Consider the following 20,947-nt stretch of genomic DNA (forward strand, 5'->3'; position numbering starts at 1 on the left):
CTCAGGCGCCGGTGGTGGTCGAATCGTCGGGCAGCCCTGTCGTGTTCGGGATCTTCGGGCTGCCGGCCGACTTGATCGTGTTCAGGAACTCCTGCGCCTTGATGTCGTCGAGCGTCCCTCCCTGCTTCTTGAGGAACTCCTCGATCATCTTCAGGAGGGTGTCCTCGATCTCCTGCGACAGGTTCTGGATGAAGGTGAGGATCTTGTCGATGCTCTCCGTGAAGACCTGCGTGTTGCCGTTCAAGGACTGACCGTGCATGTTGTCGCTGGACGTCATGATGCCGATGGCGAGCGGCTTGACCAGCGTGAAGTTGTCCGGGTTGGTGTAGCCCCGGGCGATGTTGCGCGGCGAGAGGTCGGTACCCGAGTCCTTGCCCAGAGCTTCGAGCGTGGCGAAGAACTCGGCGAGGGGCCCGTTGATGAACGCCTGGATCGCGGGGCTGTCGAGCTTCGTGAGCTGCGCGTCGGTGGGCACGTGGCCGCTCCCTTCGTCCGGCGGGACGGTCAGTAGACCTGGAGGTTGCCCCAGTCCTGGGCCAGGCTGCGGTCGAGGGCGCCGTAGTTCTCGGCGATGTCGCTGAGCAGCTTGCCGCTGCCGGCGACCGCCTGCGCCGCGTGGTCGACGTAGCCGTGCCACTCGACGAACTTCTGGTTGAAGGCCGCCTTGTCCATACCGACACAGCTGTCGGCCCACTGGCTGATGGCCGCCTGGAGATTGTTCAGGACCGTGTCGATCGCCTCGCTCGCGTTGAGGAGCTGGGCGGTCACGCCGTCGGTCGTGCCGTAGTTGATGTTGATGGATCCGTGGTCGTAACTGGCCTCGGGCACGAGGTCCTCCTTCGTCCTGCGTCTGCGGTTGGGGGTACGGGATCAGCCCTTGAGGCCGGTGATGACGCTCTGGAAGCGGTTGATCCGCCCGGTCAGGTCGTCCTGCTGGTTCTGCTGCTGACCGGAGTTGCGGATCATGGTCTCCTTGACGCCCTCCAGGCCCTGCTCGACCTTCATCACGTCGGCGTCCCACGAGGCCAGCAGGTCCTGGTAGGCCTTGCCGTCGGCGCCGGTGTAACCCGCGGGTCCCACCAGGTCGTTGGCGGAGTTGCGGACGATGCCCCGGATCCGGGTGATGTCGTCGTGCGCGTTCTGCATCAGCTCGGCGACCTTGAGGTTCGCCTCGACTGTGGTTTTGTAACCGCTGCCGGGAATGTCGTCGGGCATCGGATTCACCCTTTCCGTGTGGGTCGTGCTCCTGGGGTGTGAGCCTGCATCCGGCCGCCCCCCGGCCGGATCCGTCGCGTGACGTATCTGCCGACGGCGCCTCGGCGGATACGTCAACCGCCCCGGTTCGACAGGGTTTCGACAGCGTTGGCGGTGCTCTCGGCGGCGCCCGGTGCGCCCGGGCAGCTCCTGCGCGGGGCGCCCGAACCGGCCGCCGGCGGCCGGGCGGCGGCCGACGCGTCCAGGGCCGCGCCGGTCGGCAGGGTCATGAGCAGCGCCGAGGGCAGTCCGCGGACGTCCGCGGACGTGTAACCGAGGGCCGCCAGGGCGCCGCCCGGGGCGACCGGATGACGTACCCCCGCGTCGGTGACGAGGTAGACCGTGTCGCCCATCCGGGTACCCGCGCTGCTGAGGGCCTGGATCAGGGCGCCCTTGCCCGGCGGCACCTCCACCCGGTCCACCGGCAGGCAGGCCGGGGCGACCGAGTCGGCCGGCGGCTGCGCCACATGGTCCTCCGCGACCTCCGCCGGGGCGAAGGCGATGCTCACGCCCATCGCCGTGCCGCCGCTGGGCCGGACCACCGCGCAGGGCTCGGACCCGGCGGGAATCCCGACCAGGCGGGGCGGGGTGGCCGGCAGGGACTCGCCGCCCGGGCGGCTCGCGGCGGGCGCGAGGTGCCCCCGGACGGCCTCCGCGCCGAGCGGACGCGCGACCGGCGTCCCGCCCGCGTACGCGACCTTGCGGGTCTGCGGATCACCGAGGAGGAGGGCGGCCTCCGTCCCGGTGAGCGGGCTCAGGCCCTCCCGCCGCAGCAGGTGCAGCTGACCGGCCGCGCCCGGCACCTGCACGCTGAAGACCTGCCCGACGCGGGTCGCCGCCCCGTCGAGCGCGGGCCCCGGCTCCCCCCGGCCCGGCACGGCGGGCGCCGCGAGGTCGGCGGCGGCGGGGACCGCGACGAGGAAGGCGGCGGAGACGGGATACGCGCCGGCGGCGCCGTAGCCGAGTGAGGTGGCCGCGCCGGTGGCCTCGTCGAGGAGGTGCCGTTCACCGCCCAGGAGCAGCGAGCGGCGCCCGTCGGGGCCCTGTACGAGGAAGCCCTCGCCCGCGCCCAGCGGACGCGCGGCCCCGGCCGCGCCGAGCGCCAGCCGGGTCCGGACGACCATCTCCCCCGAGGTCTGCCGGGTGGTGGCCGCGCACACCTGCCACGCGGAGGACAGCAGGCTCGTCCGGCCGGGCAGGTAGTCGGGGGCGCCGGGGATGCCCACCGGCGGCCCGTGCGGGGTGTCCTTCGTGGCGGAGCTGGAGACGGTCGCGGACTTCATGTCGCCGCCCGTCAGCAGGCGCGCCGAGGCGTAGTTGAGGACGGGCCGCAGCCTGCCCTGCGCGTACACGTACCGGTTCCCGGTGTCCTTCTCCAGGACCAGCGTCCCCTCCGTCCGCCAACTGCTGGGCGTTCCCGGGGAGAAGAGGCCGACAAGGGCCGAGACGAGCACCGCGACGACACCGATCACCAGCCCGAAGGCCATCCCGCGGTTGGTGCGCCCGCCGGGGGTCTCCAGGTGGTCCGGGTTGGCGCGGAGCATCCCGGAGGTGAGCCGGCCCATCTGGAAGAGATGCGCCTGTACCTGGTCGCGCCTTGACTGCACGGGGCCCTCCGGCCTGATCGTCGGTGTTCGGGGGGGTACGGGGAGGGGGCGGGGTGTACTCAGCCCGTCATGCCGCGGACCCTGCCGTAGACCCCCAGCACCCACAGGGCGAGGGGCAGCAGCGCGAGGGCCACCACGAAGTGAAGGATCTCCGCCGCCCGGCCCCAGTACGGGACCATGCGGCGGCCCGGGACGGTCCAGATGGCGATGGTCAGGACGACGGCGAGGGCGGCGAGGGCCGCCACCAGGCCCAGCCGTCCGCCGCCTTCGAGGGCATCGGCCCAGGCCATGGCGAGGACGGCGACGCCCCAGACGCCGGGGGCGAGGATGGACACCCGCTGCCAGCGGCTGCCGAGGTTGCGGCCGTGCAGCAGGAGCAGCACCGTGAGGGTGGCGGCGGTGACGGCCTCGGCGAGGCCGAAGTGCCGGGCGAGCACGGTGACGCAGAAGGTGCAGACGAGTCCGGTGGCCGCGTACAGGGCGGTGAGCCAGGCGTTCGCCGCCGCCGAGCGGGCGGCCACGTCCTCGCTCGCGTGGGGTTCGATGTCCTGCTGGAGCTCCTCCGGCGAGGTGGGCAGCGGGCGCATGCGCAGGCCGGCCATGCGGAAGGCGAGCCCGGGCACGAACCCGCCGAGGACGACCGCCCCGACCGCGACGACGGCGGCCACGTCGGGGGCCGGGAAGCCGGTGGCGGCGATCAGTCCGCCGGCCGCGGTCGCGAAGGCGGCGACCACCCCCACGGACATGAACACGGCCGCCGAGGCGCCCACCACGGACAGCGCGAGGACCGCGCCGCCGGCCGCGGCGGCCCCGCCGGACAGGAGCCGGGGGCCGAGGAGTTCGGCGCCGGGCGGTCCGCCGGGCAGCAGCCAGCCCGCCAGCGCCAGGAAGGGCACGGCGGCGCAGCCCAGCATGACCGCGGTGAACGCGTCGCCGATCGCCCGGCTCGCGGTGCCGGCGCCGGCGAGCAGCAGCACCCCGCACAGCGCGGCGGTCAGGCCCCGGTCCATGGCCGGCAGTCCGTCCATGGCCAGGACCAGGGCCACGGCGGCGAGCAGGGTGGCGGCGACGACCCGGACGAAGGCGCGGCTGGTGGATTCGGTCCAGTCGCCGCCGAGGCGGCCCATGACGGTGGCCACCCCGTCGACGACGTCGTCGAAGTGGGCCTCCGGCATGGTGTCGGCGGCGGAGCGCAGATGCAGCGTCTCGCCGTCGCGCACCTGCAGCGAGGCCAGGGTGCCCTCCGGGTCGAGCGGGGCCTCGCCGAGCCGCTGGAGCACCCAGCCCTGGCCCTCGACGTTGGTCTCCTCGGCCGCGGCCCCGGCGAAACCGAGCAGGGCCGGCAGCAGATCGGAGACGGGGATGTCGGCCGGCGCGGCCAACTCGACTCGTCGGCCGGGCACTTGGATGGTCAGGCGGGTCAGCCCGGCGAGGGGACTCTCACTCATGGGCCGCACCTTACGGGCGGGCGGGCACCGCTCCCTTCCGACGAATGACGCAATTGCGCGACCCTGATGACGGTGTTCCTCGCGGGGCGGCCCGGGCGGGCCGGAGTGCGTCCTAGGGTGCTCGGACCCCCCGGCGCATCGCCGGCGCGCAGACGAAGGAGCAGTCCGTGAGTGTGGTCCTCTTCCGCAGGCCGGCCCGTCGGCGCGGGCCGGAGATGCCGGACGGCGAGCTGAACCTCCAGGAACCGCCGGTGCTGGCCGAGGCGCAGCCGAACGCCGGCGGCGTCTGGACGTTCCTGCCGATGGGCATCATGTCGTTGTCGATGATGATGATGTTCCTGCGGCCGGGGTCCGGCGGTGTGTTCATGTACGTCGCGGTCGGCATGATGGTGCTGGGCCTGCTGGCGATGCTGATCGGTCAGGCCATGCAGCGTCGCGGCGAACGCAAGTCGAAGATGAACGGGGAGCGGCGCGACTATCTGCGCTATCTGTCGCAGGTGCGGCGCCGCGTGCGCAAGGCGATCGTCGAGCAGGGCGAGGCCCTGGCCTGGCGGCATCCCGCGCCGGGGGCGCTCTGGTCGCTGGCGCGCTCGCCGCGGCTGTGGGAGCGGCGGGTGACCGACCCGGACTTCGCCGAGGTGCGGATCGCGCGCGGCGCGCAGCGGCTCGGGCTGCGACTCGCGCCGGTCACGACCCGTCCGGTGGAGGATCTGGAGCCGCTGACGGCGCACGCGCTGCGGTGCTTCGTGGAGGCCTACGCGCAGATCCCCGACCAGCCGATCGCCGTGTATCTGCGGGCCTGGTCGCGGGTGCTGGTCCGGGCCGAGCCCGCGGAGGCGCGGGCGTTCGCGCGGGCCGTGCTGGGACAGTTGGCGACCCTGCACAGCCCGGACGACCTGTGGCTCGCGCTGTGCGTCGGCGACGACGTGAAGGACGAGTGGGACTGGGCGAAGTGGCTGCCGCACGCCCTGCACCCGCAGGCCACCGACGGCGCGGGGCCGACCCGGATGGCCGCGTCGGCGGTGGGCGAGCTGACCGATCTGATCGGCGCCGAGTTCTCCGAGCGCCCGCCGTTCGACCCGACGGCGTCGCCGACCCGGGACGAACCCATGGTGGTCGTGGTGATCGACGGGGGCAACGTGTCGTCGGGGCACCGGTTCGACGGCACGGGCTTCCGCAACTGTGTGGTCCTCGACCTGTCCGGCGAGCTGCGGTGGCGGCCGGGGCGCACCACCCTGCGGCTCGCGCTGACCGAGGGCCGGGTGGAGCTGGTCCGCACGGACAGCAGCCGGCGCGAGCAGTCGACGGTGCTCGGGGTCCCCGACACACTGGGGCCGAACGCGGCCCGGGCGCTCGCCAAGGAGCTGGCGCCCTTCCGGGCGACCACGGGCGGGGAGTCGGCCGAGCCGCTGGCCTCGGACATCCAGCTGAGCGGGCTGCTCGGCATCAAGGACCTGCGGCGCCACGAGCCGGCCACGCTGTGGCAGCGGCGGTCCGCGCACCAGCACCTGCGGGTGCCGATCGCGCTCGCCGGCAACGGGGCGCCGGTGGAACTGGACCTGAAGGAGTCCGCGCAGGGCGGCATGGGGCCGCACGGGATGCTGATCGGGGCGACCGGCTCCGGCAAGAGCGAGCTGCTGCGGACGCTGGTCCTCGGTCTGGCCCTGACGCACTCCTCGGAGCGCCTGAACTTCGTCCTCGTCGACTTCAAGGGCGGTGCGACGTTTCTGGGCCTCGACACGCTCCCGCACGTCTCGGCGGTCATCACCAACCTGTCCGAGGAGGCGGCTCTGGTCGACCGCATGCAGGACGCCCTGCACGGTGAGCTGATGCGGCGCCAGGAGCTGCTGCGGCAGGCCGGGAACTACGCGTCGGCGCTCGACTACGAGCAGGCGCGGGCCGGCGGGGTGCCGCTGGCGCCGCTGCCGAGCCTGGTGGTCGTGGTCGACGAGTTCAGCGAACTGCTCTCCGCGCACCGGGACTTCATGGATCTGTTCGTGATGATCGGGCGGCTCGGGCGGTCCCTCGGGGTGCACCTTCTGCTCGCGTCGCAGCGGCTCGACGAGGGCCGGGTGCACCAGTTGGAGAGCCACCTGTCGTACCGGATCGGACTGCGGACGTTCTCGGCGATGGAGAGCCGGGGCGTGCTGGGCGTGCCGGACGCCTATCTGCTGCCGCCGGAGCCGGGCAACGGCTATCTGAAGACCGGCGTGGAGGAGCTGACCCGGTTCCGTGCCGCGTACGTCTCGGGGACGTACAAGAGCCGCGCGGGCGCCGTGTCGACCTCCCGGGTCGCCCACCAGATCGTGCCGTGGACGACGACCTGGGTGGTGCCGCGGCAGCCCGTGGAGCCGACGGAGGAGGAGGCGCGGGCCGCGAGCGAGGAGGAGTCCGACTCGCTCCTGTCGGTGGCCGTGGGCCGGCTGGTCGGCTCGGGTCCGGCCGCCCACCAGGTGTGGCTGCCGCCGCTCGCCGCGTCGCCGCCGCTGGACCTGCTGCTGCCGCCGCTCGAGCCGCACCCCGAGCGGGGGCTGACGGGTGTCGAGGGGAAGCCGCGGCTTCGGGTGCCGGTCGGGGTGGTCGACAAGCCGTTCGAGCAGCTGCGGGACCTGCTGACCGTCGACCTGTCGGCGGCGGGCGGGCACGTGGGCATCGCGGGTGGCCCGCAGAGCGGCAAATCGACCCTGCTGCGCACCCTCATCGCCTCGCTGGCGCTGACCCACACCCCGCGTGAGGTCCAGTTCTACTGCCTGGACTTCGGCGGCGGCTCCCTGTCGGGTCTGGCCGGGCTGCCGCATGTGGGCGGAGTGACGGGCCGGCTGGACGAGGACCGGGTGGCGCGTACGGTCAGCGAGGTCAGCGTCCTGCTGCGGCGCCGCGAGCAGTTCTTCCTCGACCACGGCATCGACACGGTCACCGCCTACCGGCAGCGGCGGGCCGCCGGGGAGTTCGCCGACGAGCCGTTCGGTGACGTCTTCCTGGTCGTCGACGGCTGGCCGACGGTGCGCCAGGACTTCGACCAGCTCGTCGACGACATCAACAAGATCGCGCAGCGGGGTCTCAACTACGGCATCCACGTGATGCTGTCGACGGCCCGCTGGATGGAGCTCACTCCGGTGCTGCGCGAGGCCATCGGCACCAAGATGGAGCTGCGGATGGGCGATCCGATGGACTCGACCATCGACATGCGCAAGGCGGCGACCGTCCCCACCAACGCGCCCGGCCGGGGGCTGACCGCCCAGACCAAGCTGCACTACCTCGCGGCGCTGCCGCGGATCGACGGCGCCGACTCGGCCGACGACCTCGCCGACGGCGTAGCCGGACTGGTGAGCGCCGTGGCGGACGGCTGGGCGGGGCGTCCGGCCGCCCCGGCGGTCCGGATGCTCCCGGCCCGCCTCGGGTACCGGGAGCTGCCCGCGCCGGACGGGTACCGGCTGCCGCTCGGCGTCGAGGAGAACGAACTCTCCCCCGTGCACCACGACTTCTCGCAGAGCCCGCACCTCGTCGTGGTCGGCGACACCGAGTGCGGGAAGACCAACCTGCTGCGTTCGCTGGCCCGTTCCATCACCAGCCGCTACTCGCCGTCGGAGGCGAAGATCCTCATCGCCGACTTCCGGCGCGAGCTGGTGGACGCGGTGCCGCCGGAGTACCGGCTCGGCCACGCCGTGTCCGGGGACGCGCTGCGCGAGTACGCGCAGGGAGTGGCGCAGGCGATGACCGAGCGCACTCCCGGCGAGGACATCCCGCCGGCCCGGATGCGGCTCTGCGACTGGTGGGAGGGGCCCCGGCTGTTCGTCCTGGTCGACGACTACGAGATGGTCGGCACGGGCTTCAACTCGCCCCTGGAGGCGCTGCTGCCGCACATCCCGCTCGGCTTCGAGATCGGCCTCCACCTCGTCGTCGCGAGGGCGTCGTCGGGCGCGGTGCGCGGTGCCTCCGACAGCATGATCCGCGGCCTCCTCGACGCGAACAGCACGGCCCTGCTGATGTCCTGCCCGCCGAACGAGGGCACTTTCATCGGCAACGTGAAGCCGAAGCTGCTGCCGCCGGGCCGGGCCGTCCGCATCGCCCGCCGCCGCAGCCTCATGATCCAGACGGCGCTCCTGGAGGACTGACGGGGGCCGGGCCCTGGGGGGCCGGGCGTCCGGCCCCCTTGGCCGGTGCGGCGCTCAGCCCGCCCGCCACCCCCGGGCCCGGGCCCGGGGAAGGACCACGGCGAGCGCGCCGAGGAGCAGCGCCACCGAGAGGGCGCCGGTCGCGATGAGGAGGCTGCGGGAGCGGGCCCCGCCGTCCGGGACCGGCACGGGCAGGGTGACCGGGTCGGCCCGCCGCGGCGCCGGGGCGGCGTCGGCGGGCAGCACGCCCGAGACCGCCGCGTACGGATCGAGCCTCGGCACGGCGGAGGTGTACGAGCCGCCGAGCAGCCGGGTACGGGTCCGGGCGGCGTCGATGCCGGGCTCGTAGGAGCGGACCAGCGCGGCGGCGCCCGCGGCGAAGCCGACCGCGAGGGACGAGCCCGAACCGGTGAACGCCCCCTCGCCGCCCGGGCCGACGCTGACGACCCGGTCGCCCGGGGCGCCGAGGTCGGCGTGGCGCGGCACGAGCGCGTTCTGCGGGCGGGAGCCGTCGGCGCCGAAGTCCAGGACGGACAGCACCCCGGGCTCGGCCGCCGGCCAGTAGTCGCGGGGCGGGAGATCGCCGGTTCCCGCGAGGACCGGTGCCTTGTCGGGCGCGGCGGGCGCCACCACCAGGGCGTCGGCGCGGGCCGCCAGGCGTACGGCGGCGGTGAGTTCGGGGCGGCGCGCGGAGAACGCGTACGGCACGGCGATGACGTCGGCCCCGGCCCGTACGGCCGCCTCGATCCCCCGGGCCACCCCGGCCGGGGTGGCCGCGCCACGCTGGCTCGTGGCCCGCACGGCGAGGATCCGCGCCTCGGGCGCCACCCCCGTGAAACCGGCGCCCTCGCGGGGCGCGGCGGCGATCAGCCCGGCCACGAAGCTGCCGTGGCCCACGCAGTCCTGGCCGCTGCCCGCGCCGACCGGCGTCACCCGCCCCAGCAGCGCGGGGACGGTGGCGCCGACCCCGGTGCCGACGACGGCGACGGCGACACCCCGGCCGCGAGCCATCCGCCACACCCGGTCGAGGCCGAGCATGTCCTGGGTCCACGGCGGCTCCGCCGCCCGTTTGCCGGAGGCCGGCCGGCACGGCGCGTCGTCCGCGAGGGTCTGCACGACCACCGGCAGCGTCTCGTCGGCGGTCCCGGCGGCCACGCCGGGGGCGGTCGCGGCACCCACCAGGGCCAGCGCGGACAGCAGGGGGGCCGCGCCCCGTCGCATCGCTCTCATGGACGCAGCGTAGGAGCGCCGCCCGCCGACCGGGCCGGGCGCGGGCGGAGTTCGGAAAGCCGGGGGACGCAGACGGGGAAATCTACGTCATCGGCCCGGCCCGCTACGTCGCCCGAACCAGTCATTTCGCGGTAGTGGGGGCCGGCCTTCCCCCGGCAGCCTGGCAGCCGGCCGCGGCACGCGTCGCGCACCGCCGCACCATCAGGGGAGGCACCGTCGTGGTACGCCAGGTACTCACCGTCGATCACAACGGCTCCGGCGAGTACCGGACCATCAAGGAGGCCCTCAGCCACGCCCGCACGGGCGCGGTGATCAGCGTGCAGCCCGGCCGCTACGTGGAGAACCTGCTGGTGACCACGCAGGTCACCATCGTCGCCGACGGCCCCAAGGGCAGCGTCGAGATAGCGCCGCGCCGCGACACCGCCATCACCCTCGCCGCCGAGGCGGTGATGCTCACCGATCTGCTGGTGCGCGGCGGCGAGAGCGACGTACCGGTGGTGCACGCCGCCCGGGGACAGCTCGCCATGCGTGACTGCGAGGTCGTCGGCAAGGGCTGGACGGCCGTTTCGGCCTCCGACACCGGGTCGCTCGCGCTGCGGAACTGCCGCATCACCAACCCCGACGGGGCGGGCGTCGTCGTGACCTCGGCCCAGCCGTCCGCGGTGGAGGACTCCGTCATCGAGCACCTGGGCACGTCGGCGGTCGTCGTCGTCGACCAGGGCCGGATCAGCGTACGCGGCTGCCGGCTCCGCGACGCGCGCGGCAACGGCGTCCTCGCCAACGGCGAGGCGCGCGGCTCCGTCGAGAACTGTGAGATCTCCTCCACCGACAAGCCGGCGGTGGCCCTGGAGGGCTCCTCCAGCCTCACCGTGCAGGACGTCACCGTCACCGGCGTGACCGTGGGCGTCTACGTCACCAGCGCGTCCCGGACCGTCCTGGAGAACGTGCACGTCGCCGACACCACCGGGCACGGCATGGTCGTCGCCGCCGGTTCGGACCCGCTGCTGCGCCGCTGCGGCACCGCCGACACCCGGGGCAGCGGCCTGCTCGTCACCGGCCGGTCGCGCGGCACCTACGAGGACTGCGTCTTCCTGCGTTCGGCGCAGGCGGCCGTGCGGGTCGCCGAGTCCAGCGGCCCGGTCCTGACCGGCACGACCGTCCGTGACACCGAGGGCGTCGGCGTCCTCCTCGCCGACGAGTCGGTCGCCGAGATCGACCGGCTGGACGTCCTCGACTCCGGCGGCCACGGCATCTCCGTGCGCTCCGGCGCCAACCCGCTGCTGCGCCGGGTCCGCGTCAACGGCACGAAGGGGTACGGGATCGAGGTAGCGGAGGACGGCCGTGGCCGACTCGAACACTGCGAGGTCGAGGACACCGGCTCGGCGGCCCTGCGCATCGAGGGGCACGGCAACCCGCACGTCGGCAACAGCGCCCTGCGCGGCTCCCGGCAGGCCGGGGTGTCGGTCGGCTCGCTCGGCCGGGGTTCGCTGCGGGACTGCGAGATCGGCGGGACGGGCACCGAGGGCGTGTCGGTGGAGGACGGCGGCGAACTGTCCATGACCCGGGTCGACGTGAAGGAGGCCGGAGCCCACGGCATCCTGGTCGCCGCCGGAGCCCGGGCCTCGCTCACCTCCTGCGGGTTCACCGACAGCACCGGCGACGGCATCCGCGTCGACAGCGCCGAACAGGTCACCATCACCGGCTGCACCGTCCGCACCAACCGGGGCGCCGGACTGCGGCACTCCCGTCCCGGCCCCCGGCTCCTGGTGGACGGCCTGGTCAGCACGGGCAACGGCGCCGTCGACAGCTGGGACGGCGCCCCCAAGCAGGAACTCCCCGCGAACGGGACCGGCGCCGGGGACACCGCCCCGGGCGGCCCGGCCCCCGACACCGCACCGAAGGGCCCGCTCGGCGAACTGGACGCCCTGGTCGGCCTCGAAGGCGTCAAGCACCAGGTCAGCACCCTGATCAACCTCAACCGGCTGGCCCAGCAGCGCGCCAGCCTCGGCATGCCCGCGCCGCCCATGAGCCGCCACCTGGTCTTCGCGGGCCCGCCGGGCACCGGCAAGACCACGGTGGCCCGCCTGTACGGCAGCATCCTCGCCGAACTGGGCTCGCTGCCCTCCGGGCACATCGTGGAGGTTTCCCGGGCCGACCTGGTCGCCCAGATCATCGGCGGCACCGCCATCAAGACCACCGAGACCTTCGAACGCGCCCTCGGCGGGGTCCTGTTCATCGACGAGGCATACACCCTGCTCTCCGACAGCAAGGGCTCCGGCGCCGACTTCGGCCAGGAGGCCATCGACACCCTGGTCAAACTGATGGAGGACCACCGCGACGAGGTCGTCGTGATCGTCGCCGGCTACTCCAAGGAGATGCAGGCCTTCCTGTCGGCCAACCCGGGACTCGCCTCCCGGTTCACCCGCAGCATCGAGTTCATCAACTACACCGTCGACGAGCTCGTCACCATCGTCGAGAACATGTGCGCCTCCCACAGCTACCAACTGGCGCCCACCGCCCGCGAGGCACTCGCCCTGCACTTCACCCGCATGCCCAGGGACGCCGGCTTCGGCAACGGCCGTGCGGCCCGCAAGGTGTTCGAGGAGATGGTCGACCGACAGGCCTTCCGGCTCGCGTCGCGCGCCGAGATCAGCCAGTCCGACCTGGCGCAGCTCGTGGCCGAGGACGTCGGGGAGGAGGAGGCCGCCCTCATCAGCGCGGGCGGCGAGGAGCGACCCGCCGACTCGGAGGTGCTGGCACGCCTCAACAGCATGATCGGGCTCTCCGCGGTGAAGGCGGAGGTCGCGGGCATGGTCGACCTCCTGGAGGCGACCCGACAGCGGCAGGCCGCCGGCCTGGCGGCCCCCAGGATCAGCCACCACCTCGTCTTCGCGGGGCCGCCCGGCACCGGCAAGACCACCGTCGCCCGGCTCTACGCCGACCTGCTGTGCTCGTTCGGGGTGCTGCCCCGCGGCCAACTCGTCGAAGTGGCCCGCGCCGACCTCGTCGGCCGCTACATCGGACACACCGCGCAGCTCACCCGCGAAGCCTTCGAACGCGCCCTGGGCGGCGTGCTGTTCATCGACGAGGCGTACACCCTCACTCCGCTGGACTCGCCGTCCGACTTCGGCCGGGAGGCCGTGGACACCCTGCTCAAGCTGATGGAGGACCACCGCGACGAGGTCGTCGTCATCGTCGCCGGCTACACCGGCGAGATGGGCCGCTTCCTCGACTCCAACCCCGGCCTCGCCTCCCGCTTCTCCCGGCACGTCACCTTCGAGGACTACACCGACGCCGAACTCGTCACCATCGCGGACCGGCACACCCTCGAACTCGGCTACCAGTGCGCGCCGGAGACCCTGGACGCCCTGGGCCGGGTCTTCGCGGCCACCCCCCGCGGCAAGTCGTTCGGCAACGCCCGACTGGCCCGCCAGATCGTGGAGACCATGATGACCCGGCAGGCCGGCCGGCTGCGCGGTTTGACCGATCCCAGCCTGGAGGCCCTGAGCCGGCTGCTCCCGGAGGACCTGCCGCCGGACACCCCCGCCGCACGCGACCCGCACAAAACGCTCCAGCACGAAGGAGGGGCCCGCCGATGAGCCTGTGGCAGAGCTTCCTCGGCCGCCGCGCGACCGGGGGCGACCGCGACGCGTCGGCGACGGACTCCCACCCGACCGCCCCGCCCGAGGGCGGCCCCGGCGTCTACCTCTTCCACACCACCGAACACCCGCCGCAGCACCTCACCGAAGCCGCCCAGTGCCTGGGTCCCGTCGCTCAGGAGCAGGTGGTGTTCCTCGTCGACAGCGGCGTCAACGGCGCCGAGGACTCCGGCAGCCTGCTCGACCGCTTCACCCCCGTCCTGGCCTCCGCCGTGCGCCACCAGGTCGGCCGGGTGGCGCTGGTGATGGCCGACGGAGCGCTGTCCGGCATCGCCGCACTCATCGCCGACGCCTGGCCGGTCGAGGTCCTCGCCTGCCGGGGAGTGCCCGTCGTCGGACCGGACGGCACCCTCTTCAGCCACCAGGGCTGGCTGCGCTTCGTGTCCGGCCGGGCCCCCGAAGTCGTCGGTCGCCGCTACCCGACGCCCGCCTGGGAGGCGGCGTTCTCCCGGCTCGCCGCCGACACGGCGGAAGGACACCGCATCGACCACATCCCGGCCGGCGTCATCCTGCGCCCCGACCGCTACGCGGCACCGCCGGTACCGGCCCTCGCGCACACCGTGCCGATGGAGGCGACCAGCGCGATCCTGCTCACCGGCGGCCCCTGGGCGAGCGGCACCTCCGCCGAGGCCGTGGCCAGCGTGCTCGCCGCGCTGCCGGACCGGGTCCGCCGCGCCACCCGGCTCGTCCCCTGGTCCGGGGACCTGTTGCCGGTCGCCAAGGACGTCGCCCACCTCCTCGACACCGAGGTGGAGGTCGCCGGCGGCCTGCCGCTGCTGCTCGACGCGCCCGAGGGCGAGCCCCCCGAGTCGCGGACCCTGCTGGTCTCGACCGACGGGGACCCCACCTGGCACTCGTACGTCGAATCCGTCGTCTACGGTCCCCACGACGGCCCCGGCGGACGCCTCAAGCGCTGGCGGCCGCCGCTGCCCGGGCTCGCCCCCGGAGGCCGCGACGGCAGCTACCGCCTCTCCGACGACTGGCAGGTCGCCGTCACCCGCGCCGGACTGTGGGTGGGCCCCACCGGGCAGGACATCAGCGCCTGGGAGCGCCCGGTGGAGGCCGAAGTGCTGGCCATCGACGTCGGACTGCCCGGCACCCGCGCGGACGACTCCCTGCTGCCCGTCCTGGACGGCATGCTGTCCAGGCTGGAGCCGTCGGGCCGCGAGCGCGCCATGCTCCAGGTCCACGCGGAGTGCACCCCCGAGCAGTTGACCCAGCTGCGCAGGATCGCCGTCCGGCACGGCATCGGCATGGCCCGCCGGGGCTGGCTGCCCGGCGTCGACGCCACCGCCTACCTGCCGGGCCACACCCCGGCCACCGCGCAGACACCTGCGCCCCGGCCCACGGCCGCTCCGGCCCCCGCCGCCCTGATGTCCACCACCGCCCCGTCCCTGACCACGGCCGCTCCCCCGGCCGAGCCCGCGGCCGGGACCGAGCCCGAGGCCGGGACCGCCTCCGAGGCCGAGAACCCGGAGACCACCCGGGTACTGGCGCTACCGCAGATCGGCTTCCCCGAGACCGCCGTCGCGGCCGCCTCCGCCGCCGCCCTGCCGGGCTGGCTGACCTCCGGAACCCCGATCCGCACCACCGAACCCGCCGCAGCGACACCCACCACACCGGAACACACCGCCGTCGAACCGGAGCCCACGCCGGAACCGGAGCCCGAGGGGACAGCGGAGACCGCGGGCCCGGAGCAGGGGCCGGAGCGGGAGCCGGCGCGGTCCGGCCCCTCCGGGACCGGGTCCCTGGCTCCCGGTCCGGCGACGGCCGAGGCCGTACGCCCCGAAGCCGCCCAGGCCGAGCCCGTACGACCCGAACCCGACCGGCCCGAACCCGTACAGCCCGAGCCCGCAGAAGGACCCGAGACCCTGCCGGCGGGCGTCGAGCGGTCCCGGACCTCGGGGGCGGCCGCGCCGGTCGCGGCACGGACCGGAGGCGACGGCGGTGGTACGGATCTGCGCACGCTGCTGGGACCCGCGTGGGAGCGGCATCATCAAGCGGTGGTGCGCGCGTTGGCACATCTGCCGTCGATGCGCAGCCGCGCCGACGACGCCATGCGGGCGGACCTCGTCGCCCTTCACCTGCATCTCACCGGCGAGGCGGGCGTCCTGCCCGAGGAGCGGCGCCGCGCGGCGATCAACGCGGGCTTGCGCCGACTGCCCTCGTACCGGGGGCCCGCGCTGCGGACCACCGGCCCCGGCGTGGGGGCGGACGATCCCGTACCCGGCACGGAGCTGACCTCCGACACGCCGGTCAGCGCGCTCGCCGCCGACCGGGCCCTGCCCCGCACCGGCGGGGACCGGTATCTGATCTGGTCGGCGACCGCCCGCCGGATCCGGCCGCTCCTCGACGACGGCACCAAGGGCTCGGACCGCGTGGAGGAGGTCGTGTTCGGTGCGGGGACCCGGCTGCGGGTCCTCGGCGTGCGGGACGACCGGCCCGACGGCCGGCTGATCCTGCTCCGGGAACTGCCGGACTCCGCGCCGCCCGCCGTGCCCGGCGAACTCGACAGCCAGGACGCGCTGTTCATGGAGCGACTGCTCGCGTGGCTCGCCGACGCCGAACCGCGCTGGGACGAGACGGCCGCCTGGCCCGAGCGCTGCGCCGGGCGGCTGCGGGAGCGGCCCGGTGCCCCCGTGCCCGCGGCCGGTCCCGCACCCGTCCTGTCCTGAAGGCCAGGGCGGTCAGCCCATCGACGTCGACATCGACAGAGGAGATTTCCCGTGGCACCAGAAGAACCGACCATGAGCGAGGGCCCTCCGGGCGGCTCGCTCGGAAGCCCGGAACGGCCGAGGATCCGGCAGGCGGTGACGCTGAACGCCGGCGCCGAGTCCGCACGGACCTCCGTCGGGCCGGTGTTCGTGTCGCAGCCCGGGCGCACCGCGGCCGCACCGCGGCCCGCCGGGACGGAACCGACCACGACCCGCGGAACCGGACGCGCCGAGCGGCGCTCCCGGTCCACCGCCACCGAGGCCCGTCCGGCCCGCGTCACCCCGGAACCGGCACCGCTCGTGGCGGTCCCGGCGGCAACGCCCGAGGAGCCGGACGGCTCCGGCTCGGCGCCCGCCGGGACCATGGCGGCCTCGCCGACGACGGCGGCCCCGCGCGCCGCCTCCGACGGCGCCACCCCGCCGCCCCACCAGACCGCGGGCGGGAGCAGCGGTCAGGGCGGGCGTCCCCTGATGGCCGCGGCGGCCATCGCGGGTGCCGTCCTGGTGTCCGTACCGCTGGTGATGAGCCAGCGTTCCGACGCCGGGCAGGAGACGCGCGCGGTCGACGACGTCACCGCGTCCGCCCCCGTGGCGCTCCTCGGCGAGCAGGGCGGTGCCACGTGGCCCAGCCCGCAGGGCAGGACGGACCGGCAGTCCCTGGTACCCGCCGAGCGGGTCCAGGAGCCGTCGGGCGGAGTCCCGTCGAAGGGCGCGCCCGGGCGGCAGGACGTGGTGGACACGTCCGGCTACCGGCCGCCGCCGATCTCGCCGGCCGAGGAGAAGGCGAACGTCCGGAGCGGGACGAGCGTCCCGAGGACGCCCGTCAGGCGTCCGGTCACCACTCCCCCGGTCGTCCAGGTCGTCCGGGGCGACACCGGCGGCCAGGGCGGACGGTCCGAGGTGCGGCAGGCGGACGCGGACCGCGAGCCCGCGACGCGTCCGGCGGTCCTGACGATGGCGGCCGACAAGCCCGCGCCGCCGCCGGTCCGGCGCGCCGCCGCGGGCAGCGCCACCCGCACGGCGACCGAACCGGCCGCCGTGCGCTCGGTGAAGCCCGCGCCGGCGGCACAGGCGCGGACCCGGGCGGCCAGCCCGGTGCGGGCCGCCGCCAAGCCGTCGGCGCCGACCGCGCGGCAGGGACAGACCAGGGTCGTGCACGGCACGTACGTGATCGGGCGCGGCCAGTCGGTCTCCACCAACCGCATCTCGCTGACCATGCAGCAGAACGGCAACCTGGTGGTGTTCGACGCCAACGGGCGGGCCCGCTGGTCCACGGGCACCTCCGGTCGCGGTGACCGAGCCGTCTTCCAGGGCGACGGCAACCTGGTCGTGCTGTCGGCCGAGGGGACGACCGTCTGGTCGACCCGCACGGACGGCAACCCCGGGGCCCAGCTGGTGCTGCAGAACGACGGGAACGTCACCATCCAGGCGGCGGGCGGACGGTTCCTCTGGGGCAGCGGCACCCAGTACTGACCGGGCATCCGCGCACCCGCCCCGTACGAGAGGAGGCCCCCGTCCGGAACACCCGGGCGGGGGCCTCCCCGCGCCGGGGCCGGGGGGTCGCGGAAGCCGGGCTCCGGGCGCCCGAGGCCGCTCCGGGGCAGGCGGGACTTTCCGGACCCGGCCTAGCTACTCGTTGGCCATGGGCGGCGGCCCGGTCCGGTCGACTCCGCAGGGGCCCGTCCCGGGGCATGGATACGTGTTGGCTATCGGAACGGTTCACCCGGAGCCCCTCAGCTGCCCGGCCGGACACACGTCCTGCCCGAACGGGAGGCGGACCGCTCCTCGCTTCGGGAATCCCCGGAACCGCGTGCTGTGCTGGACGGCAAGAGCGATGGAACACGAGGCTGAGGGGGCGGGACAGGATGGAGTCCGCCGAGGTGAGGACCCCCGGGCGACTGGTCGGCAGGGAGACGGAGACAGCTCGGCTGCGCGCACTCGCCCGACCGCCACGCCACCCGGACGCCGAGCGGGCCGTGATCCTCCACGGGCGGCCCGGAATGGGCAGGACCGCCCTCCTCGACGCCTGCGCGGCCGAAGCCCGGTCTGTCGGCGCGCTCGTCCTGCGGGCGGCCGGGGCACGTTCGGAGAGCGCTCTCACAGGTGGGGCGCTCCACCTGGCCCTGTGGTCCGCCCCGGACGGACCGGACGGCCTCCCCGGCCTCGCGGACACCCTGACCCGCGCGGCCGTCGGCACCCCCGACGACGTCCTGCGCCTGTCGACGGACCTGCTCGCGGCGCTCCGCCGGGCCGCCGGGGAGCGACCGGTGCTCCTGGTCCTCGACGACGTCCACTGGTTCGACACGGAGAGCCGCGCGGTGTTCGCCTTCCTCGCACGGCGGCTGACCGGCACCCGGATCTCACTCGTCGCCGCCACGGCGGACGGCGCCCGCCCCTTCCTCGACGCCGCCCCGACGGCACTGTGCCCGGTGGGCCCGCTGCCCGGGACCGCCGCGGCCGAACTGCTCGACGCCCGCCATGCCGGGCTCGCACCGGAGCCCCGGCGCCGGCTCCTCGAAGCCGCCGCCGGCAGCCCGCTGGCCCTGCTCGAACTGCCCCGCGCCCTGTCCCCGGCCCAGCTGACGGGCCGCGAGCCGCTGCCCGCCGTCCTGCCGCTCAGCGACCCGCTGCTGCGCCGGTACGGCCCGCAGGTCGAGGACCTGCCGGTCGAGGTACGGGAGTTGGTCCTGCTGATGGCGCTGGAGGAGCAGGGCCGCACGCGCCCGGTGTGGGCCGCCTACCGGCACGGCTGGGCGGCGGCGGGCGAGGCACTGACGACCGCCGAACGGGACGGAATCCTACGGGTGGCCGGCGAACGGGAACGGGTCGTCTTCAGCGACCCGCTGCTGCGCGCCGCCGTGGTCGCGACGGCCACGCCCGACGCGCTGCGCGCCGCACACCGGGCGCTCGCCTCCGTCCTCGACCACGAACCAGGTACCCAGGTACGGCACCTGATGGCGGCGGCCGTCGGACTCGACCCCGCCGTGGCGGGGGCCCTCGCGACCGGCGCGGCCCGCGCGGCCCGGCACGGCCTGGAGCGGGTCGCCCTCGCGGCGCACCGCCGGGCGGCCGACCTGACCGGGGACGCCGCCGAGCGCGCAGCCCTGCTGGCCCTCGGCGCGCACAACGCGGGGCGCGCGGGACGGTTCGGGCTCGCGGCCGAGCTGCTGGCCGAGGCGTCGGCGGGGGCGCCTCGACCCGACGGGGCCCCGGAAGGAGCCGCCTTCGCCCTCGCGCGGGCGCAGCTGCTGGCCGAGCGGGGCGGCGACGGCCGGGCCGCGTTCCACCTGCTGCTCGGCGCGTTCGACTCGTACGGGGACGCGCCGGGCGGCGAGTCGGGGCCCCCCGTCGCGTGGCGTGACGCGCTCCTGAGCCGGCTCTTCTCGCTCGCACTGCTCTCCGGCGACGCCGAACAGTGGCACGCGACCGCGTCCAGGCTGGGCACCGGGCCGGGCTGGGCGCGGCTCGTCAAGGAACTGGCGGCGCCCGTCGCCGACGGGAGCGGGCGGCCGACGGCCCGACTGGAGGCCGCCGTCAAGGAGCTGGCCCCGGACGCCGACTGCGCCGAGGTCCTGCGCCTCTCCCATCTGGCGCTGGCCCTCGACGGCCTGGGCCCCCTGCGGGAACGGCTGCGGCGAGTGGCCGAGGCCGCCGAACGCGGCGGATCGGTCGCCGACTGCGCGGAGGCCCTCGGGATCTTCGGCCTCGACCTCCTCCTCGCCGGACATCAGGACGCCGCCGAGGAAGCGACCACCCGCATGCTCCACCTCGCCGAAGCCCACGGCTTGTTCCTCACCGCCCGCCGCGCCAGGGCCCAGTCGGCACTGATGGCCGCGGCCCGAGGCGACGCGGAGGCGGCCCGCACGCTGGTCGCCGCGTCGATGACGCACCCGGTCCCCGGGGGGTACGCGACGGGCGCGGAGCCCTCGACGGGCGCGTACGGGGTCGTCGGTGCGGAACGGATGGGCGGCGCACCCGGGGTGACCGGCGGTGACGAGGTGTACGGGGGGCCGAGCCGGCCCCACGAGCTGAGCGGGCCTCACCGGCATGACGGCGCCACCGACCCCACCAGTGTCATCGGCCCTACCGGGTTCACCGCCCTGATGGCGCATCAGGCGAGTGCCTGGGCCGCCCTGTCGGAGGGCTCGTACGCCGAGGCGTACGCGCATGCGTTGCGGGCTTCGGGGGCGGCGGCGGACAGTGCGGTGCTGTCGCCGCTGCAGCCGTGGGTCGTGCTGACGCTCGTGGAGTCGGCCGTGCTGACGGGCCGGACCCAGGAGGCGCACATGCACGTGGCGGCGGCCGAGGCGGCGGGGCTCGCGCACCGTTCGGCGCGGCACCTGGCGTTGCTCGCCGGGGCTCGTGCCCTGCTCGCGCCGCCGCAGCAGGCGGAGTCCCTGTTCGAGACGTCGGTGGGGTTTCCCGAGCGGGAGCGGAACGCCTTCGTCTGCGCGCGGCTGCGGCTGGCCTTCGAACGGAGGCGACGGGTGGCCGGCGGGAACCGGTCGGCCGTCCCGGCCCAGACCCGCGGCACGGGTGTGCGGGCCGTCATCGCCCATCCTCAGCCCGATCCCGGGGCAGCCCGGATCACCCCGCTGCTGCCGGTCGGCCCCGCCGCCCCGGCCCCCGTCGTCACCGGCCCGGCGGGCAACCCCGCCGCGCTCACCCGGCAGGAGTTGCAGATCGGGCGGCTCGCGGCGTCGGGGTTGTCGAACAAGGAGATCGGGCGCCGCCTGTACCTCTCCCCGCGCACCGTGAGCACCCACCTCTACAACCTCTTCCCGAAGCTGGGCATCTCCTCGCGGGCCGCCCTGCACCAGAGGCTGACGGAGCTGGGCTACCACAAGGAGAGCCGGCCGGCCTGACCGGTCCACGCACGCGGGGTGCCGTCCCGTTTCCCCGTACCGAGTCCACCTGAGG

The 20,947-nt window shown here is 74.9% G+C and carries 11 protein-coding genes; 5 read left to right on the plus strand and 6 right to left on the minus strand.

The window, feature by feature from the left end; genetic code table 11:
- Position 1: 1 nt before the first annotated feature.
- The 5 genes from ACIPXM_RS20650 to eccD form a co-directional block, all read right to left on the minus strand.
- The gene (locus ACIPXM_RS20650; RefSeq protein WP_401657341.1) at positions 2 to 475 is read right to left on the minus strand and encodes a type VII secretion system-associated protein; all 474 of its coding nucleotides are present in this window, start codon (positions 473 to 475) and stop codon (positions 2 to 4) included.
- Positions 476 to 504: 29 nt separating this feature from the next.
- Entirely contained in the window at positions 505 to 828 is a 324-nt protein-coding gene (locus ACIPXM_RS20655) for a WXG100 family type VII secretion target (protein ID WP_401657343.1), read from the minus strand.
- 42 nt (positions 829 to 870) lie between these two features.
- Complete coding sequence (locus tag ACIPXM_RS20660; protein ID WP_401657345.1) at positions 871 to 1,215, minus strand: WXG100 family type VII secretion target; 345 nt, start codon at positions 1,213 to 1,215, stop codon at positions 871 to 873.
- Positions 1,216 to 1,328: 113 nt separating this feature from the next.
- Complete coding sequence (gene eccB, locus ACIPXM_RS20665) at positions 1,329 to 2,861, minus strand: type VII secretion protein EccB (RefSeq protein ID WP_401657347.1); 1,533 nt, start codon at positions 2,859 to 2,861, stop codon at positions 1,329 to 1,331.
- A 59-nt stretch (positions 2,862 to 2,920) separates the two neighbouring features.
- Positions 2,921 to 4,309, minus strand: coding sequence for a type VII secretion integral membrane protein EccD (gene eccD / locus ACIPXM_RS20670; RefSeq protein ID WP_401657349.1), 1,389 nt, complete (start codon positions 4,307 to 4,309; stop codon positions 2,921 to 2,923).
- Positions 4,310 to 4,476: 167 nt separating this feature from the next.
- On the opposite strand from eccD, the gene eccCa reads away from it, so the two are divergent.
- Entirely contained in the window at positions 4,477 to 8,424 is a 3,948-nt protein-coding gene (gene eccCa / locus ACIPXM_RS20675) for a type VII secretion protein EccCa (protein WP_401657351.1), read from the plus strand.
- Positions 8,425 to 8,478: 54 nt separating this feature from the next.
- Here eccCa and ACIPXM_RS20680 read toward each other — a convergent pair whose 3' ends face one another.
- Positions 8,479 to 9,654 (minus strand): S8 family serine peptidase, encoded by a 1,176-nt coding sequence (locus ACIPXM_RS20680; protein ID WP_401657353.1) that lies wholly within the window; start codon positions 9,652 to 9,654, stop codon positions 8,479 to 8,481.
- Between the two features lie 218 nt (positions 9,655 to 9,872).
- Between ACIPXM_RS20680 and ACIPXM_RS20685 the strand changes: the two genes are divergently transcribed.
- The 4 genes from ACIPXM_RS20685 (at position 9,873) to ACIPXM_RS20700 (ending at position 20,892) form a co-directional block, all read left to right on the plus strand.
- Positions 9,873 to 13,253 (plus strand): right-handed parallel beta-helix repeat-containing protein, encoded by a 3,381-nt coding sequence (locus ACIPXM_RS20685; RefSeq protein ID WP_401657355.1) that lies wholly within the window; start codon positions 9,873 to 9,875, stop codon positions 13,251 to 13,253.
- Positions 13,250 to 15,988 carry a hypothetical protein gene (locus tag ACIPXM_RS20690; protein WP_401657357.1) on the plus strand — a complete coding sequence of 913 codons (2,739 nt, stop codon included), beginning with the start codon at positions 13,250 to 13,252 and terminating at the stop codon, positions 15,986 to 15,988. Before ACIPXM_RS20685 ends, ACIPXM_RS20690 begins: the two co-directional genes overlap by 4 nt.
- Before the next feature lie 72 nt (positions 15,989 to 16,060).
- A complete protein-coding gene (locus ACIPXM_RS20695; protein WP_401657359.1) occupies positions 16,061 to 17,500 on the plus strand; it encodes a hypothetical protein in 1,440 nt (479 codons plus the stop codon).
- 392 nt (positions 17,501 to 17,892) lie between these two features.
- Positions 17,893 to 20,892, plus strand: a complete 3,000-nt coding sequence (locus ACIPXM_RS20700) for an AAA family ATPase (RefSeq protein ID WP_401657361.1) — start codon at positions 17,893 to 17,895, stop codon at positions 20,890 to 20,892.
- Positions 20,893 to 20,947 lie beyond the last annotated feature (55 nt).

It is taken from the genome of Streptomyces sp. NPDC090025, assembly GCF_044748125.1.
In the GTDB taxonomy this organism is placed as follows: Bacteria; Actinomycetota; Actinomycetes; order Streptomycetales; family Streptomycetaceae; genus Streptomyces.